The sequence below is a fragment of the Rhizobium sp. FG96 genome, assembly GCF_057808655.1.
Map to the genome: position 1 here is coordinate 110,162 of NZ_JBMDIL010000010.1, position 25,030 is coordinate 135,191.

Sequence of the window (25,030 nt, forward strand, 5' to 3'; positions counted from 1 at the left end):
ATGATCCCCAGCGAGGCGGTTTGGCAAAACCAAATCCGTGCCTGCGCGTCCCGCCGGAAACGGTTGATCGGGCAACGCAATTCTCTGCGGCGAAAGCGCGAATGAGGTGGATTTCGCTTTCCCAAGCCTTCATGATCCCGATCGAAAATGATCCGGAGGAAGAGCATGAACTGGAGTGGACGGCGCGTTCTGGTGACGGGAGCAGGCAAGGGGATCGGGCGGGCAACCGCCGTGATGCTGGCATCACGCGGGGCGCGGGTCGTGGCGCTCAGCCGCAGTGCCGATGATCTCGCTTCCCTCAAGTCGGAAACCGGCTGCGAGACGATCTGCGCCGATCTCGGGGCGATCGATCAGATCGAGGCAGCGGTGAAGCCTGCTCTTCCCATCGACCTGCTGGTCAATTGCGCGGGTACGACGACATTGCAGAGTTTCGTCGACAGCCATCTCTCGGAGTTCAACCGGGTGCTGGGTGTCAACACCGTCGCGCCGATGGTTCTATCGCAGATCGTCGTGAAGGACTGGCTGGCGCGCGGCATCAAGGGCGCGATCGTCAATGTGTCGAGCGATGCGGCCCGGCGCGGTGTCGTCAACCACACGGCCTATTGCGCCTCGAAAGCAGCGCTCGATGCGATGACCAGGGTGATGGCGGCGGAGCTCGGCCCGTCGGGCATCCGCGTCAACAGCGTCAATCCGACCGTGACGCTGACGCCGATGGGCGAACTTGCCTGGAGCGACCCGGCGAAGGCCGATCCGGTCAAGGCACGCATCCCGCTCGGCCGCTTCCTTGATCCGGACGAGGTTGCCGAAGCGATCCTCTTTCTGCTGAGCGACGGTGCCGCGATGGTCAACGGCGTTTCGCTGCCTGTCGATGGCGGTCTTTCGGTGTCCTAGGTGGCCGACTTCGCGGTCAGCCTTGCCTGCAGGATGACGACGACGAGCAGGAAGGCGCCGCGGATTACCGATTGCCAATAGGCCGACAGTGAAATCCAGCCGAGGCCGTTTTCGAAGTTCAGCACGTTGAAGACCATACCGAGCAGCAGCGCGCCTGCCAGCGTGGCGCCGACCGATCCGGAACCGCCCGTCAGTAGCGTGCCGCCGACGACGACGGAAGCGATCGCGAAGAGCTCCCAGCCGACACCTTCCGTCGGCTGCCCCGCGCCGAACTGCGCGGCGAGGATGACGCCGGCAAGGCCCGCGAGTGCGCCCGAAAGCGCGTAGATCGCAAAGAGCGTGCGGTTGACGTTGAGGCCCATCAGCGCGGCGGTCTGTTCACCGTCGCCGATCGCCAGGATATGGCGGCCGGAGGGGCGTCGCTCTAGGAAGATCCAGCCGGCGACATAGGCTGCAAGCGCGATCCAGCCGGGGATCGGGAAGCCCAGGAAATCATCCTGGCCGATCGAGACGAAGGCGGTGTCGTAATCGACGGAAACGGATTGATTGTCGGCGAGCAGCAGTGCCGTGCCATAGGCAGCCAGCATCGCGGCGAGCGTCGCGATAAAGGGCTGGATCCGCATCTTGGAGATGACGAAGCCGTTGAGCATGCCGACGACGAGGCCCGCGCCGATGCCGGCGGCAAGCCCGGCCGCCCAGCCATAGGGCGATGCCAGTGCCGAGACGACGCTTGCAAGTGCGGCAACGCCGCCGACCGAAAGATCGATGCCGCCGGTCATGATCACAAAAGCCATGCCGAGCGCGATCAGCGCGAACATCGAATTGTAGCGCAGAAAGCTCAGGATGTTGAACGGCGACAGGAAGTTTTCGTAGCGAAGCGCGCCGAAGAGGATCAGTGCCGCGAGCGCGATGAGTACGCCGAGACGCGCAAGATCGCCTGAGGATTTCGGTGCGAAGGGTTTGATGAGAGCGGAAAGCATCTAGGTATCCTCAGGTCTTGTCGGCGCGCTGCTGGATGAAGACGGCGACGACGATCAGGCCGGCCTTGACGACGAGGGCGGCGGCATCGGGCACGCCATTGGCAAGCAGCGTGTAACGCACCAGCTGAATGACGAAGGCGCCGAGAAGCGTGCCGAAGATATTGGCGCGCCCGCCCGTCAGCAGCGAGCCGCCGACCGCGACCGCAGCGATCGCATCGAGCTCCATGCCCATGCCGACGAGATTGGCGTCGCTGGCGGAATTTCGGGCCACGACCACCAGTCCGGCAATGCCGGCCAGCGCACCGCTGATCACATAGACCAGCGTCTTCACCCGCTTGACCGGAATGCCGGTCAAGCGCGCCGCCTTCTCGTTGCCGCCAACGGCGATGATCTGGCGGCCGATGACGGTGAAGCGGATCAGGCAATAGGCGAGCGCGGCGATGACGACCATCAGCAGAACCTGGGCCGGGATGCCCGCGACATTGCCCATGGCGATCCACTGGAAGGCCGGGTTCTTGAAGACCTGCAGATTGCCGTTGGTCATCACCTGCGCGATGCCGCGCCCGGCGATGAAGAGCACCAGCGTCGCGACGATCGGTTGGATCGAGAAATGCGTGACAAGAAAGCCGTTGAACCAGCCGAAGAGCATGGCGACGATCACGGGCAGCACAAAGGCGAGGCCGACGGCGAGCGCCGCATTGTCGATCGGCACGAGCGTGCCGAGAAAGATCATTGGCGCGACGGCACCCGATATCGCCATCAGCGAACCAACCGAGAGATCGATGCCGCCCGTCGCAATCACCAGCGTCATGCCGGTCGCGACGATGACGATGGTGGCGACCTGGGTCAGGTTGACGTTCAGCGTCTGCCACGAGAGGAAGTTCGGGGTGATCGCGATGTTGACGGCGATCAACAACAGGAAGGCCGCGAACGTGCCGTAGCGGCTGGCGATCTGCAGGGCGGAGGGCCGGGGCGGGGCGTCGGCTTTGAGGGAAGTGTCCGTCATCGTCATATCAATCTACCTGATGCGCCATCGCGGCGAGAAGGCTCTGTTCAGAAAGCTCCCGGCGCGGAAGAACCGCCACCGATGCTCCATCGCTCAACACGGTCACACGGTCGGCCGCGGCAAGCAGCTCCTCCAGCTCCGACGAAATCATCAATACGCTGAGGCCTTCGTCCGCGAGGTTGCGCAGCAGGCGCAGGATCTCGGACTTGGCGCCGATATCGATGCCGCGGGTCGGCTCATCGACGATCAGCACGCGCGGATCGGTACAGAGCCAGCGCGCCAGCAGCACCTTCTGCTGGTTGCCGCCCGACAGTTCCTTGATCGGCTGATCCGGCGAGGCGCATTTGACGCCGAGCGACTTGATGAAGCGCGCGACGATCTCGTCCTGGCGGACGCGATCGACGATGCCCGCCTTCTTGAGCTTCGGCAGCAGCGCCAGCGTCATGTTCTCGCGGATGCTCATGTCGGGCACGATGCCATCCACCTTGCGGTCTTCTGACACCAGGCCGATGCCATCGGCAATCGCCGCGGCCGGTTCGGCATAGTTCCGGTCGGTGCCGCCGAAGCGCAGGCTGCCGCGTTCCAGCTTGTCGACGCCGAAGATGATGCGCGCCGTTTCCGTGCGGCCGGAGCCGAGAAGGCCGGCAAGCCCTGAAATCTCGCCTTCGCGGATCAGAAGATCGACGTCACGCACGCGCAAACCGGAGCCGGCGCCCTCGAGCTCGAGGCGGACGGGCCGTTCGATCGCATTGTCGGCATCGCGACTCAGCGCCTCGAAGGCGGCAAGCTCGCGGCCGAGCATGTGGCGCACGAGCTCCATCTTCGGGATGTCCTTCATGGCGCTGACGGCAACCGTCTGTCCGTCGCGCATGATGGTGACGCGGTCACAGATGGCATAGAGCTCGTCGAGGCGGTGGCCGATGAAGATCACCGCGACGCCACTTTTCTGAAGCGTGCGGATCGTCTCGAAAAGCACGGCCACCTCGCGCTCGTCGAGCGAAGAGGTCGGCTCGTCCATGATCAGCAGCCGGGCATTCTGGGTGACGGCGCGGGCGATCGAGACCATCTGACGCGTAGCGGCGCTAAAGCGGGAAACCGGAAGATCGACGTCGATGTCGAGATTGAAGGTGGCGAGCACCTTGCGGGCACCTTCGCGCATGGCGCGGCGGTCGAGGAAGCCGAATTTCTTCGGCTCGCGCGACAGATAAATGTTCTCGGCGACCGAGCGCTGCGGCGCCAGATTGATTTCCTGGTAGATCGTGGCGATCCCGGCGGCCTGGCTTTCGGCCGGCGTCGAGAAGGCGACATCTTCACCATTGAAGCGGATCGATCCCTCGTCGCGCTGATAGGCGCCGGTGAGGATCTTGATCAGCGTCGATTTTCCCGCGCCGTTCTGGCCGACGAGCGCCATGATCTCGCCCTCGGCAATATCGAGGGAAGCCGAGCGGAGCGCAGCAATCCCCGCAAAGGACTTGGAGATACCCTGCATCGACAGAAGCATGTCGACCACTCCATTATCTATGGAAGAAAAGCCGGCCGGAACGGCATTTGCCGAACCGGCCGGAGCGGTCACTTTGGGAGCTTAGTATGCGCTGGAGAGCTCGGCCTTGGCATTGGATGCATCATAGAACTTGTCTTCGTTGATGACCCACGGCTCGATCTTTTCGCCCTTGGCGTAGCGCGCCATCGTTTCGAAAGCCTTCGGCCCGAAACGCGGGTTGCACTCTACGACAGCGCCGATCTTGCCATCTGCCACGAGACCAACGGCTTCCTTGCCGCCGTCGATCGACAGGACGAGGATGTCCTTGCCGGGCACCTTGCCGGCTGCTTCGATGGCTGAGATGGCGCCGATCGCCATTTCGTCATTGTGAGCGTAGATGATATCGGCATCCGGATGGGCCTGAAGCAGCGCTTCGGCAACCTGACGGCCCTTGTCGCGGGCGAAGTCGCCGGACTGCGAAGCGACGATCTCGAAGCCGCCGGCGGCCTTGATCGCATCATCGAAGCCCTTCTTGCGGTCGTTGGCCGGCGAGGAACCGGTCGTGCCTTCGAGTTCGATGATCTTCTTCTTGCCGTTGGCGTTCTTCGCTAGCCATTCGGCAACGCGCTGGCCTTCCTTGATGAAGTCGGAGCCGATGAAGGTCAGGTAGTCCTTGCCGGGCTTTGCGAGCTTCGGATCGACGCTGCGGTCGAGCAGGATAACGGGAATGCCGGCCTTTTCAGCGGCCTTGACGGCCGGGATAAGCGGCTTTTCTTCGCGCGGCGACAGGAAGATCAGGTCGACGCCCTGGGCGATCATCGAGTTGACGTCTGCGACCTGCTTGGCGGCAGAACCGGCAGCATCGGTATAGACCAGCTGATAGCCGAGCTTTGCAGCTTCTGCTTTCATGCTTTCGGTCTGCGCGATACGCCACGGATTGTTGGATTCGGTCTGCGCGAAGCCGACCTTGTACTTGTCCTTGTGCTTCAGCGCAGGGACTTCTGCCATGGCAACGCTGCCGGCAACGGCGACGGCGCCGAGTGCGGTTGCAGCGAGCATGAATGTGCGACGTGAGAATGCGGACATCTCAGTTTCTCCTCCCGAATTTTCCGGTATCTTCCCAACCGGCAGTGAGCAATAACTGCTTCACATGAGCTAATCTTGCAGCTAATAATATTAGCAAGTCAAGCGTCATTTTATGAGCTATTGCACAAATTTTGGTTTGCGCTGCAGCAAATCATCGGGAGGATATTTGGATGGCGAAGAAGAGTGGCCGCGGCGGGGAAACAGGGCGCCGCGGTGAGGCTGGACGGCCTACAATGACCGATGTTGCCCGTATTGCAGGTGTTTCGCAGTCCAGCGTGTCGCTCGTACTCAATGAAATGTCGGGATCGCGCATCTCTCCAGAGACCCAGGCCAAGGTTTTGGAGGCTGCTCATAAAATTGGTTATAAATTACCTGGTGTCCGTCATGAAGCTCAACCGGATACCCGAATCGAGAAGGATACGATTGCCTTCGTCGTCGATGAAATCTCGACCAGCCCGCATCCGGTCGTGAGCCTCGACGGCGTGCGCGACTATGCTTTCGAGCAGGGCTTCCTGACCTCGGCGCATGCGACGCGCTCCAATCCGGATCTCGAAGACGCGGTGCTGCGCTCGATCCTGCGCGATCCGACGATCGTCGGCGTCATCTACGCGACGATCTTCACCCGCAAGGTGAAGGTGCCGGACCTGCTCAAGAACATTCCGACTGTGCTGCTCAACTGTTATGCCGAGCCGCGACAGCATATGGCGATCGTGCCCGGCGAAGTGGCGGGCGGCTTTGCCGCCACGGCGCATCTGACCTCGCTCGGCCACCGGCGCATCGGCTTCATCAATGGCGAACCGTGGATGGACGCCGCGGTCGATCGCCTCAAGGGATACAAGCAGGCGCTCGCCACCGTTGATGTCGCTTTCGACGAGACGCTGGTGCGCGATGGCGACTGGTTGCCGCTGCGCGGCTACGAGGCCGGCCTCGATCTCCTGTCCATGCCGAACCCGCCGACGGCGATCTTCTGCGGCAACGATCTGATGGCGATCGGCGTGATGGAGGCAGCGGCCGAGAAGGGTTTTCGCGTGCCGGAGGACCTTTCGGTCATGGGCTATGACGACCAGGAGCTGGCGCGCTACACCCATCCGCCGCTCTCGACGCTGGTTCTGCCCAACTATGAAATGGGCCAGAAGGCGGCCGAGACGCTGATCGACATGGCCGTGCACGAAAAGTCGCTGCGGCCGATGACGATCAAGGTCGACGGCCCGCTCGTCGTTCGGACTTCGACCGCGAAGAAGAAATCGTAGGTCAGGCGACGGCGCTGACCGCAAGCGTGATCGAAAAGGCCATCAGGACGGCGGAGCCGCAACGCTGAGCCAAGAGGGGCATGCCGCTGCCGTTTCCGGTAATTAGCCGCCCGAGCCCGACCCAGATTGCCGATGTGAGTGTGACACAGGCGGCAAAGCTCAGGATGACGAGCGCAAGCGGCGCCTGAACGGCGGGCACCATCGTCAGGCCGATGATGATCGCCTTGGGGTTCAGGAGCGTCGTGACGAAGAGATGCCGCGGCCCGACCGTGGTGGCGCCGGCGTCGGGATCGGCTTTCCAAAGTTTCAGCGCCAGCGACAGAACCCAGACCGCCGAGACGATGCGAACGCTCTGGGCGACGACGGGATGCGCCTGCAGGTAAGGTCCGGCAATCCCCGAGACTGGAATGATGACGATCAGATAGGCCGCGAGCACGGCGCCAACCAGCGACAGCAGCCGGCTAGCCGTGATGCCTGCCGACGCCATGGCGAGGACCGCGTTGGTCGGGCCGGGCATGATCAGCAGCGCGAGAACGCCGAGAGAGAAGGTCAGCAAGGTCATCTTCGGCAATATCCGTCAGGCCTGCCGCCTGCGCCAGCGTCTTTATAGAGATTGCGGGAAAGCGCTTCGATCCGCTAAGGGTGGCTGGCTTTCGCGCCAGCTCCAGACCGGTTCGTCAACCGGGGTGCCCCGCCATGTCCTGACGTGCTTGGCGGTGATGGTGATCGCGCCCTTGTTGTCTGACGCTATTTCCGGGCTCAGGGCGATCTCGCAGAAGGCATCGAGGTTCTGGAGCAATCGGGCCTCGTTCGCCCGCGGCGGCGAGGCGATGCTGAGAAGCGCGCGGCGGGTGACGATAACCGTTCTCGCCTGCGCGCCGTCATGAAGCTCGATGCGTCCGGATTTTTCCCGCACGTCGAACCGGGCGGCGATGATGACGTATCGCATTGAATGGTCTCTCCTTGGCGCACCGGTCCGCAACGCGGCAATCCTATCGCGCGGGCGGCCACACGCTTTGATCTGCGTCAAAGTCGCGGGCGCTCGGTATCGCTGCCGGTTCATTGATCTAGAACAAGGAGATGCGTTCGCCGGGGCGCCATAAGGGCGGGACTGCTTGTGAAGGAAGCCACGATGTCCAATGCCCTTGTCGCCAAATATGGTGAAGCCCGCCTGCCGCGCTACACCAGCTACCCGACCGCGCCCGCCTTTTCAGCCGCTGTCGGGCCAGAGGATTATGCGGCCGGACTGGCGGCGCTCAGCCCATCGGATCCCGTGTCGCTTTACCTGCACATCCCGTTCTGCCGGGCAATGTGCTGGTATTGCGGTTGCCATACGTCGGTGACCCGCCAGGACGGTCCGGTGGTTGACTATCTCGACCTCCTCGCCGAGGAGATCGAGCTGGTGTCGCAGGCGGCCGGTAACGGGCTTGGGGTGAAGAACGTCCATTTCGGTGGCGGCACACCGACGATCATCCGCCCGGATGCCTTCTCGGCGTTGATGAAGAAGCTGCGCAGCGCCTTCCGCTTCGAGGCGGGAAGCAGCGTCGCCATCGAGATCGATCCACGGACGCTCACCGCGCAGATGATCGCTGCGCTCGCCGAAAACGGCGTCGATCGCGCCAGCCTCGGCGTCCAAAGTTTCGATCCGGCGGTGCAGCACGCGATCAACCGCATCCAGACCTTCGAGCAGACCAGGGCGGCAGTCGAAGGCCTGCGTGCAAACGGGACCGAGAGCATCAATTTCGACCTGATCTACGGGCTGCCGCATCAGACGGTCGCTTCCTGTCTTGAGACGGTGAAGATGGCTGTCGAACTCCGCCCCGAGCGCCTCGCGGTATTCGGCTATGCGCATGTGCCGTCGTTCAAGAAGCATCAGCGGCTGATCGACGAGGCCGTGCTGCCGGATGCGCCGCAGCGGAACGCCCAGGCGGAAGCGATCGCCGAGGCGCTGGTTGAGGCCGGCTATGTCCAGATCGGCCTCGATCACTTCGCCCTGCCGCACGACCAATTGGCCGTCGCTGCTGCATCGGGAACGTTGCGCCGCAATTTTCAGGGTTATACGACCGACGACTGCGAGACCTTGATCGGTCTCGGCGCCTCATCGATCGGGCGGCTTCCCGGCGGCTATGTGCAAAACGAGGTGCCGCTTGGCCGCTATGGCGAGTGCATCGCTTCCGGCATCCTGCCGACCGCCAAGGGTTATCGGCTGAGCGACGAAGACAAGCTGCGCGCAAAGGTGATCGAGCGGCTGATGTGCGATTTCCAGGTCGACATCGCCGGCCTCTGCGAAACGGCCGGCTATGACCACGCTTTCCTGACCGAGCGCAACGAGCGGCTGGAGCAATTGCTCCGCGATGGCGTCGCGACCTTGTCGGAGGGGCGCCTCTCCGTTTCCGGGGACGCCCGCTTCATGGTCCGCGCCGTGGCATCCGCCTTCGATGCCTATTTCGGCGCGCCCGGCCGCACGCATAGCAAGGCGGCGTAGCTAGGCCGCTTCGGCATAGACGAGATCGGGAGTGACGATCCATTCGCCCGGCTTTAGCGCCGTCACGTCGAGTCGGCCGCGGCGATCGCGGGCGGCGACGCCGACGAAACGGTAGCGCCCGCCATCCCTGTCGATGACCGCCGCAGCGATCGGCCGACCGTCGAGATGGCCGATCACGGGGCCGGTCTTCTGCGCAGGCGTCAGAACGAAATATTCGTGCGGTAGGCTGCGGCTGACCATCAAGCGGGCTTCCTGTGCTTGATGCTCGATACGGGCAGGGCGGGTGCCGGCTTTGCAAGCGGGCGCTTCTTCTTGATCTCGACCGTGAACGGCCGTTGTTGCAGGCGCATCGTCATTTCCATTTTCAGTCTTGTGATCGGGTGCAGGCGTGCCGATTGGCGCCGCCGGATATGCTGCGCCAGAGATGGACCCAAGCGCCTAAGCATTCCATTCGTGGCGGGAGGCTCCGGTATCAAAATCTCATAGTGTCTGCAGGTCGCACTTGCCCTTTTGCTCTTGGGCTGCAATTTGTCCCGGTGCCGCATAGGCGGCGGAGAAGCGGGCGGCTGAGTCGTTCCGGCGGAGCAGGCATGAACTTTATCTCTTCATATGCGCATCGCGGCGAATGGCTGAACCAGCCGCTGCTGATGGTGCCCAAGAAGAAAGAGCGCAAGCCGCCACCGGAAAGGCCGAAGACGCTGCTGCAGCAGTTGGCCGCCAAGCCCGACAAGCTGTTTACCGGCGCCTTCAAGCAGCAATATGGCGCGCTCTGTTTCCGTCGCGGGCCTAACGGCATCGAAGTGCTGATCCTGACTTCGCGCGCGAGCGGCCGCTGGGTTATCCCCAAGGGCTGGCCGATGAAGAAAAAGAAGCCCTACGAGGCCGCCGCCACGGAAGCGTGGGAAGAGGCGGGCGTTCGCGGCACTGTCGGCAAGAAACCGATCGGCCGCTACACCTATTTGAAATGGCTCGACAACGGCGACGTCGCCCCCTGCATCGTCGATATCTATCCGGTCGAGGTTCTCGAACAGGTCGATGATTTCAAGGAGCGTGGCCAGCGCGTGCTTGCCTGGGTCGAGCCCGAAGAGGCCGCGCGCCGCGTGCGCGAAATCGAGCTCAAGTCGCTGCTCGTCGACTTCAAGGGGAAGTAATCCCGCCCAACAAATCCTTGCTTGTTGATCTCTCTCAAGGAAAGGTCTCGCATCTGCGTCTATCGCCGACGGGAGGCCGTGGCATTGCCCGGCCGTTCTGATCGGGGGTAGCGATGACTGATGTGATGCCGGGCGGGCTTGAGGAACTGGAGGCGTGTCATACGAAACTCCTCTCCTGGTGCGATTTTCTGGAGGCGATCGCCGACTTCCTGCCGTGCCATGTCGACAATGCGCTCTGCGCGACGATGGCCCGCGAACTCGGGCCGCTGCTGGCAGAAACCCATCGGCTGGAAGAGCGGCTGATCTGCTCCGCGCTGCCCTTGATCGCCAAGGCAGCCGAAATCGCAAACCTCCGGGAATTGCGCGCCGCCTGCCGCGCGGCCGAGCTCGATGCGGCACAGCAGGCAATCGCGGCGCTGACGGGACTTGCGGCGGGACGCAGCCAGCTTTCGCCCGGTGCCGTCGGTCAGGCACTGCGGCTGTTCTCCGGCCCGATGCGCCGGCAGATCAAGCTCGAACGGCAGATGCTCTGCGATATCCGGATGGCTGCGGCGAAGGCGGAGCAACGGCCGGTCCGGCACCGGGAACTCGAGGCCGATGGCGTCTGACCTGTTTCAGCCGATCGTCATGCGGCGCAGCGCGTTCGTCCGCCAATAAAAGTGCTGGGCGAAGGCGCCGAGCACATGCAGCGAAATCAGCACCCAGAGCAGCATCTTGACCGGGCCGCCATGCAGCGAGCCGAGGCTGTCGATCCCGAAGTAATAGGCGGCAATGCCGGACAGCGGCATGGCGAAGAGCAGCAGATAGAGCGCGGCGTGGGTTGCCCGCGCCACGAGATGCAGCACGGCCGGTGATCCCTCGGCTTCGGCCGGGGCGCCGGAGAGCGCCCGCACGATCAGGCGAAGTGCTGCGAGCACCAGGATCAGGATGCCGATAAAGGCGTGGATATTGGCGCCGGCGATATCGTCGGGCGAGATCGGCTGGCCGCTCCTATGCAGATGGTGCCAGCGGTCCATTCCGTCAGGGAACAGCAGATTGAAGAAGATCAGCAGCGCCATGCTCCAATGAAGGATGCGCTGGGTGAGGGAATAGCTTGTCTTCGGCATGAACGGCTCCCGGCTGTTGGCTCTCCTCCGTGCCTGACGAAGCTGACACGAACGTGAATGCCGCGCACCGGTTGATCTAAGTCAAGGCAAGCGGCGGCCGCCGGGAAGAGGATGCCGTCAGTGAGAACCGGAGGCTGCTGTGATGTTCGTCAATGATATCATCCCGATCGGTGACGACGCCCTCTCGGTCGCCGTCCGCAACCGACTGCAGCTGGAACTCGGCCTGAGCCACGAGGCAGTGAGGGCGACCGTCGCGAGCGGCGTCGTCACGCTCAAGGGCCGGTTGGGCAGTTCCGGCACGCGGGAGGCGGCGGGTGCGACTGTGGCCAGCGTCCGCGGCGTTCGCCGGGTGGTCAACGATATCTCGACGGCGCGTACTTTGGGGCGGTTTTTCTAGGAGGCTCCGGGCGAAGACACTCCCTCTCAAACCCACGTCTTCCGCTCACTCGCCTTCTGCCGCAACGCCTCCAGCACACCTTTGGCCTGAGGCGACAACTCCTTGCCCTTCAGCTGCACCAGACCGAAGCCCGGTATGTCGATCCGGGCATTCAGCGGCAGAGCCTTCAGCAGGTGATGCTGATCGAGCATTTCCGCCACCGTCGTCGCGAACATGCCGACGCGGCCGCCGCTTCTGACGAGCAGGATGGTCATCAGCACCGATGAGGTGGAAATCACGCTGCGGGGCACGATGACATGCGTGCGGTGGTAATCGTCGATCACATCCCGGAGGTAGGAACCCTCAGGCTGCAGCACCCAGTCGAGGCCTTCGAGATCTGTTTCCTCGACCGCCGATTTCTTCGCCAGCGGATGGTTCGCCGCCACGACGATGCGAAAGGTTTCCTCGCCGATCGGCTCATAATCGAACATCGCCCGGTTGGCGTTTTCGGGCAGGCGGCAGATCGCGAAGTCGAGGCTTCCGGCATTGAGCTGCGCCAGCAGCGCATCGCTGCTGCCATGCGAGATGTTGATGTCGAGATCCTGATACTCCGCTTGCGCATCGTTCAGCGCCGGGACGATGACATCCGAGGCCGGGGTCATAACCGTGCCGATGCTGACGCTGCCGCGCTTGCCCGACGCGATGACCTTCATGTCATATTCGGCGCGCGCCGCTTCCGACAGCAGCGTCCGGGCATAGCGCGCCAGCACCTTGCCCTCGGCGGTCAGCGTCGTGCCGCGATTATGCCGGTCGAACAGCCGGTATCCGGCAAGCGATTCGAGCTCGAACAGTGTGCGCGACAGCGATGGCTGCGACAGGCCGAACATCGCCGCGACCCTGCCCACCTTCCCATGCTCTTCCAGCGCGACGAGCATGCGCAAATGCTTTAACTTGAAGGCATCGAGACGTGTCATCATGGCCTCTGATATTCGCTTTTCCTAAGTCAGAATAGGAGAACGGTATTATACAATCTCTCTGCCTTAGGATATTTGCATGTCAATAAACAACGTGGATAGTGCGATGACCCAACACGACAGCAAGCCCCGCCTTCGTTCCCGCGCCTGGTTCGACAATCCTGATAATGCCGACATGACGGCGCTCTATCTCGAGCGTTACATGAACTTCGGCCTCAGCCAGGAAGAGCTGCAGTCCGACAAGCCGATCATCGGCATTGCCCAGACGGGATCGGATCTCTCGCCCTGCAACCGCCACCATCTGGAACTCGCCAACCGCCTGCGCGAGGGCATCCGCGAAGCCGGCGGCATTGCCATCGAATTCCCGGTTCATCCGATCCAGGAAACCGGCAAGCGCCCGACCGCCGGTCTCGACCGCAACCTTGCCTATCTAGGCCTCGTCGAAGTGCTCTACGGCTATCCGCTCGATGGCGTGGTGCTGACGATCGGCTGCGACAAGACCACGCCGGCCTGTCTGATGGCGGCGGCCACCGTCAACATTCCGGCGATCGCGCTTTCGGTCGGCCCGATGTTGAATGGCTGGTTCCGCGGCGAGCGCACCGGCTCGGGCACCATCGTCTGGAAGGCCCGCGAACTGCTCGCCAAGGGCGAGATCGACTACCAGGGCTTCGTCAAACTCGTCGCCTCCTCGGCGCCCTCCACCGGTTATTGCAACACGATGGGCACGGCGACGACGATGAACTCGCTTGCCGAGGCGCTCGGTATGCAGCTGCCGGGCTCGGCCGCCATTCCGGCGCCCTATCGCGACCGCCAGGAAATTTCCTATCGCACCGGCCTGCGCATCGTCGACATGGTCCGAGAAGACCTGAAGCCGTCGGATATCCTCACCAAGGATGCCTTCATCAACGCCATCCGCGTCAACTCGGCAATCGGCGGCTCGACCAATGCGCCGATCCATCTCAACGCCCTGGCCCGCCACATCGGCGTCGAGCTGACCGTCGATGACTGGCAGACCTATGGCGAAGAAGTCCCGCTGCTCGTCAACCTGCAGCCGGCCGGCGAATATCTCGGCGAAGACTATTATCACGCGGGCGGCGTGCCTGCCGTGGTCAACGAACTGATGGGGCAGGGCCTCATCCAGGAAGAGGCGCTGACGGTCAACGGCAAATCGATCGGCGAGAACTGTCGCGGGCAGTCGATCCAGGACGAGAAGGTCATCCGCCGTTACGAGACGCCGCTGAAGCCGCGCGCCGGTTTCCGCGTGCTGCGCGGCAACCTGTTCTCCTCGGCGATCATGAAGACCAGCGTCATCTCGCCGGAGTTCCGCGACCGCTATCTCTCGAACCCGAGCGATCCGGAAGCCTTCGAAGGCCGCGCCGTGGTTTTCGATGGTCCGGAGGATTATCACAAGCGCATCGACGATCCGTCGCTTTCGATCGACGCGCATACGATCCTCTTCATGCGCGGCGCCGGTCCGATCGGCTATCCGGGTGCGGCCGAGGTCGTCAACATGCGTGCGCCGGATTATCTGCTGAAGCAGGGCGTCTCGTCGCTGCCCTGCATCGGTGATGGTCGCCAGTCCGGCACATCGGGCAGCCCGTCGATCCTCAACGCTTCGCCGGAAGCGGCCGCCGGCGGCGGTCTCGCCGTTCTGAAGACCGGTGACAAGGTACGCATCGACGTCGGCCGCGGACGCGCCGATATCCTGATTTCCGAGAGCGAACTGGCCGAGCGCCACGCCGCGCTGAAGGCGGATGGCGGCTACCGCTATCCGGACCACCAGACGCCGTGGCAGGAAATCCAGCGCGCCGTCGTCGGCCAGCTGGAAACCGGTGCCGTTCTCGAACCCGCGGTCAAGTATCAGCGCATCGCCCAGACCAAGGGCGTGCCGCGCGACAACCACTGAGCGGCAACCGTTTCGCAAATCTGGATGGCACGGAGAGATCCGTGCCATTTTCGTTTTCGGTGGTGCTTAGAACGGCAAAGGCGAGCTTGTCAGCGAGATGATCATCGATGTCAGCGCCACGAGGAAAGCTATGCCGAACGAAATGTGCAGCTTGGTCACGTCTGGCCCCTCCATATGCTGAAAGACCCGCCGTATCCGGCGGGTCTCTTGAACAGGGACTTCGCTACTGGAACACCGGCGAAGCCCTTGAAATGAGCGGCCCCCAGCCCCTCGAAAAGAAGCTAACCACAACGCCCCGCAGCCGTCGCGTGACATCGGCGTGACATGGACCCGGCAGTGGATAATTGCGGGCCTCTAGCGCAGGGTCGCCCTTGAACGGGAGCCGTCATCGTCGACGAATATGACGCTGGCGCCCTTCAGCACGACCCGAGAGCAATCATCGTCTTCGTCGTCATCATCATCGTCGTAATAGAAGCAGATCTCATTGCCATCGACTTCCCATTCGCCGGTATAGCTTCCGTCGAGATTGGATCGCCCCTGAATGGAGCCGTTGGCAAGGAGCTTTTCCTGATAGGCCGAGCCATCTTCCGTTCCCGATACCGTCTTGCCGGCGAAGGCGGCCTTGATCTGCGCCCCGGTGAGAAATGCGTCCTGGGCCAGTGCCGATGCTGCTGTGGCCGCCATCGCGGCCAGGAACAATCCAAACCTCATCTGTCCCTCCTCAGAGATCGTAGAGCATGATTGCGATTTCGATCAGGATGCCGGCCAGGATGGCCGCCTCGATGATGCATGACACGAAGAACAGCCGGTATTCGAAACTGCGCTCGGCCGCAGTCCCGTAGAGCGTCTCTCGCGCCTCGATCACCTCGCCGATCAGCTGGAGCCGCCGCCCGAAATCCATCTGCTGGCAAAGCTCGAAGAAGCTGCGGCGCGAGGCTGGCGGCAGGCCGCGATCGCCGCGCTCCAGAAGCAGCGTGCTCTTCAGGAACCACTGCCGCAGGCGTGCCGTTTCGGCCACCTTGGCGGCCAGGCTGCTGCTGATCCTGCGGCTGTACGAGGAGCGCTCGAGGAGTTCGGCATCATCGTGCTGCTGATCCCAGGCCGTCTCGAACGCGCGTTCGATATCTTCGATATTCAGCCACAGCCAGCCGAATGCGCCGACGCCCGAAAGCATATCCCTGAAGAGCTCCGGTGCAGACTGGATGACGACCTGCTTGCCGCGGATGCTGATCTGCCCCTGTCGGAGCTTCAGGTCGGCGGACAGGTTTTCGAAGCGCCCGTGCGCAACGGTGTTCCGAAGCCAATCCGCTGCCGACTCCTGCAAAGTGAAGGACGTTTGCGAGCCGCTCGGCAGCAAGACGATATCAAGCTGTTCGGCGTCGGCGGGCGGGAAGGCGGGGACGGCTTCGCCGTCGAGCGGTGCGATCAGCGCATGCAGCGATACCGCGCGCGGATAGGAGAGGCTGCAGAGGAGGGCCGTGCCGGCGCGGCCGGCATCGCCGGCTGGAAGCATGAAAAGCCGGCAATGCTGGGCGCCGTTTGCCGTCATCGGCTATTCGTCCGTCAGCGCGGGAAGCTGGCGCATCCCGTCATCGACCATGTGGACGTCGGGAGGCGGTATGAAGGCGACGCCGTCCTCGAGCACGGGTCCACCGATGCCGAGCAGAAAATCTGTCTCCTTGTCGAAGCAGAAGCGGGACGTGATGAAGGCGCCCGTCGCGTGATCGAGCCAATCATCGCCAAGCCTGGTGTCGATCAGCTGATCGAGGCGGGCAGCACTCTCCTCTTCGGCATCGAGCCAGTCGGAGGCGAGAAGGAAGCCCCACATGGCCAGGAAAGAGGGGATCGGCACCTGATAGCTGCTGACTTTCGTAAAGGCCGTCTCAAGGGTCCGGCGCAGCGCCGTATGGCCCTTGTAATTGCAGGACGAGAATTCGAGCGCCTGCACCACCAGGATGCCGCCATCGCGCAGGCAGCCGCGCAGGGACCGGTAGAATTCCTTGGTATAGAGGTGCTGGGCCGGGCTATTGTCCAGCATGTCTACGACGTCAATGATGATGACATCGAAGAGCTCGTCGGTGGTTTCCACGTATTCCCGGCCGTCGCGGTAGTGCAGTTCGGCGCGTGGATCGGCGAAGGCGCCGTAGTTCCAGGTGCCGAGATGCTCGCGGCAGCAATCGACGACGTCGCGGTCGATATCGACCATCACGGCGCGCGTGACATCGCGATAGGCAAGCACCTCGCGCAATGTCGCGCCCTCACCGCCACCGATGATCAGGACGTGGCTCGGATTGTCATGCATCAGCATGGCCGGATGCACGAGCATTTCATGATAAAGCGCCTCGTCGTCCTCGGCACTTTGGATGGCGCCGTCGAGGAACAGGGCGCGGCCGAAACTGTAGGTATCGGCGATCGTCACGTTCTGAAACGGCGTTCGAAAGGAGCAGACGATGGATTGGGCGCGGTAATGGTACTCGTCGAAGATATCGGCGTCCTCAAGAACGAAGACACTGCCGCTCCTCGGCGGCACGCTCGTATCCAGCCCTTCCACGAAGACACGGTCCGGCGGCAATTCCGGCAGGGGATAGGGACGCGATACTGACGGCAGTGCCTCAAGTGCGCTCTTTTCCGGATCGTCGGCTATGACCATCGCCATCAGAGATCCGCCGCCTCCGCGCGAATGATCTGGCGCAATTCCACCAGGGCGGGGGAGAGCGCCTCGACCAGCGTCGGCAAGGCATTCAGCGGATCGCAGGCACCGCACATGAAGATATCGAGTGCCGCGTAGGCATGTTCGGGCCAGGTATGGATGGACATGTGGCTTTCGGCGAGCGAGACGGTTCCTGTCACGCCGCCGCCAGGATCGAAGACGTGAAAGTTCATGCCGAGCAGCGTCGCACCCGCGGCCTTTACCGCCGCCCGGAAAGCCGCCTCAATATGCGCGACGTCGCCGAGCCGTCTGGCGCCGCTGAAGTCGGCGATCAGATGCCTGCCAGGAAGTTCGCCATTGGTTTTTGCCGCGCCAAGACCGCTGCCGACAGGCATGGGTGGCGTGTAACAGGCTGCAGACTTGCGATGAACGGACACCGTCATGGTGTCCTCGGCCGCTCTTCCACCCATGGAACCCAACATCGAACGGGACTTCCATCGAGCATGCCACAAAATATTAGCTAGGCAACATATATCGCCGGGAGCCGGCGGCGAGCTGCATCCAGGGATTGCAGCCCGCATACCTCAAATCGTCAGTGCTACTGAGCCAATCTGGCCAGCTCGCCATCGAGACGCTTGCGCGCGAGGTTCGGAACCTTGGCGGCCTTGATAGCGTCGAGATTGGCCGGGTTGTCGCCGACCTGGATCAGGGCCACCATGCCCATCGCAAAGTGCGGCGTGCACTTGACGACATAGGCGCCGGGGATGTCGAACTTTGCCTGGAACTGCTCGCTCGGCTTCGACTTGAATTCCGCTGCGCCATCCGGGATCAGGCCCTTGAAGGTCTCGACGTTGTGGCTCTTGTCGGTCGGAACGAAGGTCACGGTGTCGCCGGGCGCGATCTTGATGAAATCGGGCTCGAAGACCATTGCGCCGTCGGTGCCCTTGTTGAGCATCTGGACCTGGTGATCGGCCGCCATCAGCGGCGCAGCCGATGCGAGCATGGCGCATGTTGCCGCGATCAGACCGTATTTCAAATTCATCTGACGTCTCCTGTTTGCGCGGCCATCCGGCCGCGGAAACAGTTCTAGGACGAGGGAGGGCGATGCTCTTTGATGCCGGTCAAACTGGAGGGATCGCTCGCCGTTTAATCGGCGTCGAGCAGCTCACGAATCTGGGCCGCGAGTTCGCGCGCCGTGTAGGGCTTGCGCAGCCACCGGGCACCGGAAATCGTGTCGTTGGCGGCAAGCGCCGGTTCGGAATAGCCCGACGTGAATAGTACCGCGATATCGGGGCGCAGTTCCCGCGCCTCACGCGCCACTTCGTCGCCGGTCATGCCGCCCGGCATGACGATGTCGGTGAAGAGCAGGGCGACTTCCGGGCTTTCCCTCAGGATTTCCAGAGCCTGCCTGCCGTTGTCGGCTTCAAGCACGCGGTATCCCATGGTGGCCAGTCGCGCGACGGCGACGCGGCGGACGCGGATATCGTCCTCGACGACGAGGATCTGCTCGTCGCCGCCGGGAAGCGGGCTTTCGCTGGCCGCGCCTTCCTGCTCCAGAGCGCTCGGCTTCGGGCCGGTGAGCGCCGGGAGATAGATGCGGATCGTCGTGCCGCGGTCTGCCTCGCTGTAGATCTGCAGGTGGCCGCCCGATTGCTTGACGAAGCCATAAACCATGCTGAGGCCGAGGCCGGTCCCGGAGCCAACTTCCTTGGTGGTGAAGAACGGTTCGATCGCTCGCTTCTTCACCTCGTCGGTCATGCCCGACCCGGTATCGGTCATCGTGATCAGCACGAAATTGCCGCTTCGGACCTCGGGAAACATCTTGGCGTAATCGGCATCGAGATGCACGCGCGAGATCTCGGTCGTCAGGCTGCCGCCCTTCGGCATGGCGTCGCGGGCATTGAGCGCGATGTTGAGGACCGCATTCTGCAGCTGTGAACTATCGACCAGCACATTGAAGTCCGAGCCCGAGAGCACGGTCGAGAGCTTGATGTCCTCGCCGAGCGTACGGCGCAGCAGATCCGAAAAGCCTGAGAGCAGCTGGCCGAGATCGGCATGTTTCGGGTTCAGCGGCTGGCGCCGTCCGAAGGCGAGCAGCTGGCCGGTGAGCTTGGCGCCATCAGTCGCCGCATCCTGGGCCTCGCGCAGCATGTCGCGCAGCGGACCCGGCTGCAGCTTGTCCTCGATCATTTCGAGATTGCCGCTGATAACGGTCAGGAGATTGTTGAAATCATGGGCGAGGCCGCCGGTGAGCTGGCCCACGGCTTCCATCTTCTGGGCCTGGCGAAGGTCTTCTTCGATGCGGAAGCGGCTCGTCAGATCACGCACGAAACCGGTGAAGATGCGCTCGCCATTGGCTGTGGCTTCGCCGACATGCAGCTCCATCGGAAATTGCGAGCCGTCGGCGCGCTGGCCGGTGACGACGCGGCCGTAGCCGATGATGCGCTTCTCGCCGGTTTCCAGATAGCGGCCGATATAGCCGTCATGGGCGCTGCGATAGGGCGAGGGCATGAGATCGCTGACATTTCTGCCGCAGATCTTGTCGGAGGTCATGCCGAACAGCTGCTCGGCTGCCTTGCTGAAGGAGAGCACGCTGCCCTTCTGGTCGATGACGACCATAGCATCGGGCACGGTGTCGAGGATCGAGCTCAGATGTGCCTCGCGCGAACGCACGGCCTCCTCGGCCTTCTTCAGCGCGCTGATGTCGCTATTGGCCTGAATGACGGCCGGGTCGCCGTCCGAGAGGTTGACGAGAACGCAGCGCGTCGCGACGTGAATATCGTGGCCGCTCTTGTGGCGGTGGATGATCTCGCCCTGCCAGAAACCGCGGGATTTGAGATGGGCGCGGATGGTCTCGACCGGTTCGGGATATTGCGTCGCGAGCAGCGCATCGACCATCTCGCCGACGGCCTCCTCACGCGCCCAGCCATACATGTTCTCGCAGCCGATCGACCAATGGGTGATCGTGCCTTCGAGCCTGTGAACGATGATATCGGCTCCATCGAGCACATGCACAAGCGCGTCCAGCTCCTGTGGCGATGCGGTTCTGGGCGAAATGAGCCGGTGAGGCATGGGCGCTCCTGCGCGATCAGTGAACACTGACCCTATGGCAGCTTTTCTCCGTAAAATCATCAGCATTACCCGAAAGCTGAACAAGCTTGCCCATGCTGACGATCCGCAGGTCGTGGCGCCCCTCCGGGGCGATGACACCGCGCGAGGAAAGCTTGGTGATGGTGCGCGATACAGTCTCGATCGTCAGGCCGAGATAGTCGGCGATATCCTGGCGGTTCATCGGCACGCGCAGTAGTCCCTGGCGCGGCTGGCCGCCCGGCCGGCGCGCCAGCTCGACGATGAAGCTGCAGAGCCGCTCCTCGGCATTCTTCTTCGACAGGAGCACCATCTGCTCGTGGGCGGCCGCTGTCTCGTGACAGAGAAGCGCGATATATTCCGGGCGTAGCGCGTCACATTTCGCAACATTCTCCTGGAAGGTCTTGCGGGCGACGCGGCGGATCCTGCAATCGGTGACGGCTTCCGCCGTGAACAGGAAATCGCCCTGCAGGAAGGCACCGATCAGGTCGCCGGCAAAGTGGAAGGCGGTGATGACGCGGCGGCCTTCGCCGATGATGCGCTGCAGGCGGACCACACCTTCGACCACCTGAAAGAGATGCTTTGCTGCATCGCCTTCCCAGCAGAGAGCCTTGCCCGCCGGCACGGTCTCGATCGGCGAGAGATCGAAGAGCGAAGCGAGCGAATGTCCGAGCTTCGCCGCGTTGGTTGCCGTCTCGGCATGCTCAAAGGCCTGTTGGTTCTGCATCAGCATTGCGAAGTCCCCTCGTTCTGCAATGGGGACAATAGAAGGGCGCTCAGTCACACAGCGATGAGCGCAGCGTTTCAAATGGTGAGACTGTGTAACAGTTGGTAACAGCCGATCCGCCGGATCGCCGCTGCCTGGGCTCATTGACGTAGATCAAGGAGCCGCTCACGTCGCCGTGACAGTCCTTCCCTGAAAGTACGAGAGAGTCGGCCCTGATGCGGCCGGCTGCGCACTGGGGACGACATCATGAACTATTCAACCGAGACCGTGCTGGTCGCGGTCGCAGCCTTCCTGGCCGTGCTGGGAGCCGCCTTCGCCCACGACCACCTCTTCGCCGTCCATATGGGCATCCTGTGTCTCTGCCTCTTTGCCGGGACCGTCATCCTGCTGCGGCGCGTCGATTTCTCGCCGGCGGGCCGGGTGCCCAAGGTCGAGCCTTCAGGCTATTTCGACGAGGTCATCCGCTACGGCCTGATCGCCACCGTCTTCTGGGGCGTCGTCGGCTTTCTCGTCGGCGTCATCATCGCCGCGCAGCTCGCCTGTCCCGATCTCAATCTGGCGCCCTACCTGAATTTCGGCCGGCTGCGCCCGGTTCACACCTCGGCCGTCGTCTTCGCCTTCGGCGGCAATGCGCTGATCATGACGTCCTTCTATGTCGTGCAGCGCACCTGTCACGCGCGCCTCTTCGGCGGCAGCCTCGCCTGGTTCGTGTTCTGGGGTTACCAGCTCTTCATCGTCATGGCGGCGACGGGCTATGTTCTCGGCATTACCCAGGCCCGCGAATATGCGGAGCCGGAATGGTATGTCGATGTCTGGCTGACGATCGTCTGGGTCGCCTATCTCGCCGTCTTCCTGGGCACGATCCTGAGGCGCAAGGAGCCGCATATCTATGTCGCCAACTGGTTCTATCTCGGCTTCATCGTCACCATCGCCATGCTGCATGTCGTCAACAATCTGGCGGTGCCGGTCTCGTTCCTGGGGTCGAAGAGCTATTCGGTCTTCTCGGGCGTTCAGGACGCGCTGACGCAGTGGTGGTACGGGCATAATGCCGTCGGTTTCTTCCTGACGGCCGGGTTCCTGGGGATGATGTACTATTTCGTTCCGAAGCAGGCCAACCGCCCTGTTTATTCCTACCGCCTGTCGATCATCCACTTCTGGGCCCTGATCTTCATGTATATCTGGGCCGGTCCGCATCACCTGCATTATACGGCCCTGCCCGACTGGGCACAGACGCTCGGCATGGTCTTCTCGATCATGCTCTGGATGCCGTCCTGGGGTGGCATGATCAACGGCCTGATGACGCTTTCGGGCGCCTGGGACAAGATCCGCACCGATCCGATCATCCGCATGATGATCGTCGCCATCGCCTTCTACGGCATGTCGACCTTCGAGGGACCGATGATGTCGGTCAAGACGGTCAATTCGCTCAGTCACTATACGGAATGGACCATCGGCCACGTGCATTCGGGTGCGCTCGGCTGGGTCGGCATGATCACCTTCGGTGCCATCTATTACCTGACGCCGAAGCTCTGGGGCCGCGAACGTCTCTACAGCCTCAGAATGGTCAACTGGCACTTCTGGCTCGCCACGCTCGGCATCGTCGTCTACGCCGCCGTTCTCTGGGTCGCCGGCATCCAGCAGGGTCTGATGTGGCGCGAATACAATTCGCAGGGCTTCCTCGTCTACTCCTTCGCAGAAACCGTCTCGGCGATGTTCCCCTACTACGTGCTGCGCACGCTGGGTGGCGTGCTCTACCTGGCCGGCGGCCTGGTGATGGCCTGGAACGTCTTCATGACCATCCGCGGACGCCTGCGCGACGAAGCCGCAATTCCGACCGCTTACGTGCCCCAGGCACAGCCTGCCGAGTGAGGTGAGACATGGCATCGATACTGGACAAACATAAGATCCTCGAAAAGAACGCGACCCTGCTTCTCGTCGGCTCGCTGCTCGTCGTCTCGATCGGCGGCATCGTGGAAATCGCGCCGCTCTTCTACCTTCAGAACACCATCGAGAAGGTAGAGGGCATGCGCCCCTACACGCCGCTCGAGCTTGCGGGACGCAACATCTATATCCGCGAGGGCTGCTATCTCTGCCACAGCCAGATGATCCGGCCATTCCGCGACGAGGTGGAGCGCTACGGCCACTACTCGCTGGCGGCGGAATCCATGTACGACCATCCGTTCCAGTGGGGCTCGAAGCGCACCGGGCCGGACCTGGCGCGCGTCGGCGGCCGCTATTCGAACGAGTGGCACGTCCAGCACCTCTCCGACCCGAGAGCCGTGGTGCCGGAATCGATCATGCCGAAATACGCCTTCCTCAAAGAGGAGCCGGTGACGGTCAAGGATATCGGCATGGACCTCAAGGCCAACGAGGATGTCGGCGTTCCCTATAGCGACGACATGATCGCCAATGCCGAAGCCGACATGAAGGCGCAGGCCGATCCGAACGCTGACACCTCGGCGCTGCTGCAGCGCTATCCGAAGGCCAAGGTCGGCGATTTCGACGGCGACCCGCAGAAGCTCTCCGAAATGGACGCTCTCGTCGCCTATCTGCAGATGCTCGGTACGCTGGTCGATTTCTCGACCTACGACGATGCGACCGGCTACCGGTGAGGTGATCCCATGGAAACATACACGGCAATGCGGCACTTCGCCGACAGTTGGGGGCTTCTGGCGATGGCGGCGTTCTTCGTTGGCGCCGTCGTCTACACGCTCCGCCCCGGCAGCAAAAAGACGGCCAGGGAGGCCGCTGACATTCCCCTGAAGGATGATTGAGATGTCGGAAAAACATATTGATGAAATCAGCGGCGTCGAAACCACAGGACACGAATGGGACGGCATCCGCGAACTGAACAATCCGATGCCGCGATGGTGGGTCTTGACCTTCTACGTGACGATCCTCTGGGCGATCGGCTACGTCGTCGTCTATCCGGCGATCCCGATGATCACCTCGGCGACGAAGGGTTATTTCGGCTATTCCAGCCGCGCCGAGCTGCAGCAGGATCTCGATCAGGCCAAGGCCGGTCAGGCGAAGTTCCACGAGATGATCGCGGCAAAGAGCGTCGAGGAGATCGATGCCGATCCGGCGCTGCGCGAATTCGCGATCGCCGGCGGCGCCTCGGCCTTCAAGGTCAATTGCGCCCCCTGTCACGGATCGGGCGCCAGCGGCGGTCCGGGCTTTCCGAACCTGAACGACGACGACTGGCTCTGGGGCGGTGATCTGCAATCGATCCAGACGACGATCGCCCACGGGATCCGCTTCGAGGAAGATCCCGATACGCATGTTTCGGAAATGCCGGCCTTCGGCGATATCCTCAACAAGGACCAGACGAAGGAGGTCGCGGCCTATGTCTGGGGTTTGACGAATACGCCTTCGGATCCGGCGCTGGCTCAGGCCGGCAAGCAGATCTTTCTCGACAACTGCGCCGCCTGCCATGGCGAGGATGCCAAGGGCAAGGCCGAGATGGGAGCACCCGATCTCGCCGATGCGATCTGGCTGAAGGGCCGTGGCGAGGAGGCGATCATCCGCCAGGTCACCGCACCGAAGCACGGCGTCATGCCGGCATGGTCGGCGCGTCTCGGCGATACCACGGTCAAGGAACTGACGGTCTTCGTCCACGCACTCGGCGGCGGTCAGTAGGAGAGGGACATGACAGCGCACGGGCACAATCCGCTTCTCGGGCTTTACGGCATGCCGCGCTCGGTCGGGCATTCCCGTGTTTCCGTGCACGCCAAATCCCTGCCGCCCGGCTGCAAGGGCGACCAGCCGGAAAAGATCGGCAGCGCGATCGTCAGTTTGACCTCCCTCAAGGATGACGAGCCGTCGAGCCGCTAGAAAAAAGGAGAGGACACCCCAAGCGGCGTTTTCTCCCCCGC

At 62.8% G+C, this 25,030-nt stretch carries 28 protein-coding genes; 12 read left to right on the forward strand and 16 right to left on the reverse strand.

All coding sequences use genetic code 11. The features are described from left to right. Nucleotides 1-165: 165 nt before the first annotated feature. The gene (locus ACODR6_RS20265; RefSeq protein WP_489023990.1) at nucleotides 166-891 is read left to right on the forward strand and encodes an SDR family oxidoreductase; all 726 of its coding nucleotides are present in this window, start codon (nucleotides 166-168) and stop codon (nucleotides 889-891) included. Here ACODR6_RS20265 and ACODR6_RS20270 read toward each other — a convergent pair. The 4 genes from ACODR6_RS20270 to ACODR6_RS20285 all read right to left on the reverse strand — a co-directional run bounded on the left by ACODR6_RS20270 (nucleotide 888) and on the right by ACODR6_RS20285 (nucleotide 5,443). Then, on the reverse strand, nucleotides 888-1,871 hold the full coding sequence (locus tag ACODR6_RS20270; RefSeq protein WP_489023992.1) for an ABC transporter permease: 984 nt from the start codon (nucleotides 1,869-1,871) through the stop codon (nucleotides 888-890). The genes ACODR6_RS20265 and ACODR6_RS20270 overlap by 4 nt on opposite strands. Nucleotides 1,872-1,881: 10 nt before the next feature. Then, nucleotides 1,882-2,877 carry an ABC transporter permease gene (locus tag ACODR6_RS20275; RefSeq protein ID WP_489023994.1) on the reverse strand — a complete coding sequence of 332 codons (996 nt, stop codon included), beginning with the start codon at nucleotides 2,875-2,877 and terminating at the stop codon, nucleotides 1,882-1,884. Nucleotides 2,878-2,884: 7 nt separating this feature from the next. Further along, entirely contained in the window at nucleotides 2,885-4,378 is a 1,494-nt protein-coding gene (locus tag ACODR6_RS20280) for a sugar ABC transporter ATP-binding protein (RefSeq protein WP_489023996.1), read from the reverse strand. Nucleotides 4,379-4,459: 81 nt separating this feature from the next. Then, nucleotides 4,460-5,443, reverse strand: a complete 984-nt coding sequence (locus tag ACODR6_RS20285) for an ABC transporter substrate-binding protein (protein WP_199625364.1) — start codon at nucleotides 5,441-5,443, stop codon at nucleotides 4,460-4,462. Between the two features lie 170 nt (nucleotides 5,444-5,613). Here ACODR6_RS20285 and ACODR6_RS20290 point away from each other — a divergent pair, with 170 nt between their 5' ends. Beyond that, complete coding sequence (locus tag ACODR6_RS20290) at nucleotides 5,614-6,693, forward strand: LacI family DNA-binding transcriptional regulator (protein WP_489023998.1); 1,080 nt, start codon at nucleotides 5,614-5,616, stop codon at nucleotides 6,691-6,693. A 1-nt stretch (nucleotide 6,694) separates the two neighbouring features. On the opposite strand, the gene ACODR6_RS20295 is transcribed toward ACODR6_RS20290, so the two are convergent. Both ACODR6_RS20295 and ACODR6_RS20300 read right to left on the reverse strand, forming a co-directional pair. After that, nucleotides 6,695-7,255 carry a threonine transporter RhtB gene (locus ACODR6_RS20295; protein WP_489024000.1) on the reverse strand — a complete coding sequence of 187 codons (561 nt, stop codon included), beginning with the start codon at nucleotides 7,253-7,255 and terminating at the stop codon, nucleotides 6,695-6,697. Nucleotides 7,256-7,297: 42 nt separating this feature from the next. After that, on the reverse strand, nucleotides 7,298-7,642 hold the full coding sequence (locus ACODR6_RS20300) for a hypothetical protein (RefSeq protein WP_489024002.1): 345 nt from the start codon (nucleotides 7,640-7,642) through the stop codon (nucleotides 7,298-7,300). Between the two features lie 183 nt (nucleotides 7,643-7,825). Here ACODR6_RS20300 and hemN point away from each other — a divergent pair, with 183 nt between their 5' ends. After that, nucleotides 7,826-9,178: an oxygen-independent coproporphyrinogen III oxidase gene (gene hemN / locus ACODR6_RS20305; protein ID WP_489024004.1), complete on the forward strand. Its 1,353-nt coding sequence runs from the start codon at nucleotides 7,826-7,828 to the stop codon at nucleotides 9,176-9,178. Here the strand turns inward: hemN and ACODR6_RS20310 are convergent, their stop codons facing one another. Continuing rightward, nucleotides 9,179-9,418 (reverse strand): hypothetical protein, encoded by a 240-nt coding sequence (locus tag ACODR6_RS20310; RefSeq protein ID WP_489024006.1) that lies wholly within the window; start codon nucleotides 9,416-9,418, stop codon nucleotides 9,179-9,181. Nucleotides 9,419-9,825: 407 nt separating this feature from the next. Here ACODR6_RS20310 and ACODR6_RS20315 point away from each other — a divergent pair, with 407 nt between their 5' ends. Beyond that, on the forward strand, nucleotides 9,826-10,329 hold the full coding sequence (locus ACODR6_RS20315; RefSeq protein WP_130283862.1) for an NUDIX hydrolase: 504 nt from the start codon (nucleotides 9,826-9,828) through the stop codon (nucleotides 10,327-10,329). Between the two features lie 113 nt (nucleotides 10,330-10,442). Continuing rightward, entirely contained in the window at nucleotides 10,443-10,937 is a 495-nt protein-coding gene (locus tag ACODR6_RS20320) for a hypothetical protein (protein WP_112712179.1), read from the forward strand. 6 nt (nucleotides 10,938-10,943) lie between these two features. Here ACODR6_RS20320 and ACODR6_RS20325 read toward each other — a convergent pair whose 3' ends face one another. After that, nucleotides 10,944-11,435, reverse strand: a complete 492-nt coding sequence (locus tag ACODR6_RS20325) for a cytochrome b (protein ID WP_489024008.1) — start codon at nucleotides 11,433-11,435, stop codon at nucleotides 10,944-10,946. Nucleotides 11,436-11,577: 142 nt separating this feature from the next. Between ACODR6_RS20325 and ACODR6_RS20330 the strand changes: the two genes are divergently transcribed. Further along, nucleotides 11,578-11,832 carry a BON domain-containing protein gene (locus ACODR6_RS20330; RefSeq protein ID WP_203431027.1) on the forward strand — a complete coding sequence of 85 codons (255 nt, stop codon included), beginning with the start codon at nucleotides 11,578-11,580 and terminating at the stop codon, nucleotides 11,830-11,832. A 26-nt stretch (nucleotides 11,833-11,858) separates the two neighbouring features. Here ACODR6_RS20330 and ACODR6_RS20335 read toward each other — a convergent pair whose 3' ends face one another. Beyond that, nucleotides 11,859-12,785, reverse strand: coding sequence for a LysR family transcriptional regulator (locus ACODR6_RS20335; RefSeq protein WP_130283667.1), 927 nt, complete (start codon nucleotides 12,783-12,785; stop codon nucleotides 11,859-11,861). 106 nt (nucleotides 12,786-12,891) lie between these two features. Here ACODR6_RS20335 and ACODR6_RS20340 point away from each other — a divergent pair, with 106 nt between their 5' ends. Next, the gene (locus ACODR6_RS20340) at nucleotides 12,892-14,691 is read left to right on the forward strand and encodes an IlvD/Edd family dehydratase (protein ID WP_489024010.1); all 1,800 of its coding nucleotides are present in this window, start codon (nucleotides 12,892-12,894) and stop codon (nucleotides 14,689-14,691) included. Between the two features lie 354 nt (nucleotides 14,692-15,045). Here ACODR6_RS20340 and ACODR6_RS20345 read toward each other — a convergent pair whose 3' ends face one another. From ACODR6_RS20345 to ACODR6_RS20375, 7 genes are all read right to left on the reverse strand, one after another. Beyond that, on the reverse strand, nucleotides 15,046-15,402 hold the full coding sequence (locus tag ACODR6_RS20345) for a hypothetical protein (RefSeq protein WP_148194662.1): 357 nt from the start codon (nucleotides 15,400-15,402) through the stop codon (nucleotides 15,046-15,048). Nucleotides 15,403-15,412: 10 nt separating this feature from the next. Then, nucleotides 15,413-16,240: a hypothetical protein gene (locus tag ACODR6_RS20350; protein ID WP_489024013.1), complete on the reverse strand. Its 828-nt coding sequence runs from the start codon at nucleotides 16,238-16,240 to the stop codon at nucleotides 15,413-15,415. Nucleotides 16,241-16,243: 3 nt separating this feature from the next. Then, complete coding sequence (locus ACODR6_RS20355) at nucleotides 16,244-17,347, reverse strand: fused MFS/spermidine synthase (RefSeq protein ID WP_489024015.1); 1,104 nt, start codon at nucleotides 17,345-17,347, stop codon at nucleotides 16,244-16,246. Continuing rightward, nucleotides 17,347-17,784, reverse strand: a complete 438-nt coding sequence (gene speD, locus ACODR6_RS20360) for an adenosylmethionine decarboxylase (RefSeq protein WP_489024017.1) — start codon at nucleotides 17,782-17,784, stop codon at nucleotides 17,347-17,349. Before speD ends, ACODR6_RS20355 begins: the two co-directional genes overlap by 1 nt. A 155-nt stretch (nucleotides 17,785-17,939) precedes the next feature. Beyond that, on the reverse strand, nucleotides 17,940-18,383 hold the full coding sequence (locus ACODR6_RS20365) for a pseudoazurin (protein WP_199625351.1): 444 nt from the start codon (nucleotides 18,381-18,383) through the stop codon (nucleotides 17,940-17,942). Nucleotides 18,384-18,487: 104 nt separating this feature from the next. Beyond that, nucleotides 18,488-20,413, reverse strand: coding sequence for a hybrid sensor histidine kinase/response regulator (locus ACODR6_RS20370; protein WP_203431022.1), 1,926 nt, complete (start codon nucleotides 20,411-20,413; stop codon nucleotides 18,488-18,490). Between the two features lie 16 nt (nucleotides 20,414-20,429). Beyond that, on the reverse strand, nucleotides 20,430-21,161 hold the full coding sequence (locus tag ACODR6_RS20375; protein ID WP_489024020.1) for a Crp/Fnr family transcriptional regulator: 732 nt from the start codon (nucleotides 21,159-21,161) through the stop codon (nucleotides 20,430-20,432). A 240-nt stretch (nucleotides 21,162-21,401) separates the two neighbouring features. Here ACODR6_RS20375 and ccoN point away from each other — a divergent pair, with 240 nt between their 5' ends. The 5 genes from ccoN to ACODR6_RS20400 are packed head-to-tail and all read left to right on the forward strand — an operon-like array spanning nucleotide 21,402 to nucleotide 24,989. Beyond that, nucleotides 21,402-23,024: a cytochrome-c oxidase, cbb3-type subunit I gene (gene ccoN, locus ACODR6_RS20380; protein WP_489024022.1), complete on the forward strand. Its 1,623-nt coding sequence runs from the start codon at nucleotides 21,402-21,404 to the stop codon at nucleotides 23,022-23,024. Nucleotides 23,025-23,032: 8 nt separating this feature from the next. Then, nucleotides 23,033-23,767 (forward strand): cytochrome-c oxidase, cbb3-type subunit II, encoded by a 735-nt coding sequence (gene ccoO, locus ACODR6_RS20385; protein ID WP_130283685.1) that lies wholly within the window; start codon nucleotides 23,033-23,035, stop codon nucleotides 23,765-23,767. A gap of 9 nt (nucleotides 23,768-23,776) precedes the next feature. After that, nucleotides 23,777-23,929: a cbb3-type cytochrome c oxidase subunit 3 gene (locus ACODR6_RS20390; RefSeq protein ID WP_112712153.1), complete on the forward strand. Its 153-nt coding sequence runs from the start codon at nucleotides 23,777-23,779 to the stop codon at nucleotides 23,927-23,929. Nucleotide 23,930: 1 nt separating this feature from the next. Next, nucleotides 23,931-24,794 (forward strand): cytochrome-c oxidase, cbb3-type subunit III, encoded by an 864-nt coding sequence (gene ccoP, locus ACODR6_RS20395; RefSeq protein ID WP_112712151.1) that lies wholly within the window; start codon nucleotides 23,931-23,933, stop codon nucleotides 24,792-24,794. Nucleotides 24,795-24,803: 9 nt separating this feature from the next. Beyond that, nucleotides 24,804-24,989 carry a hypothetical protein gene (locus ACODR6_RS20400; protein WP_489024024.1) on the forward strand — a complete coding sequence of 62 codons (186 nt, stop codon included), beginning with the start codon at nucleotides 24,804-24,806 and terminating at the stop codon, nucleotides 24,987-24,989. The last annotated feature ends 41 nt before the right edge of the window (nucleotides 24,990-25,030 follow it).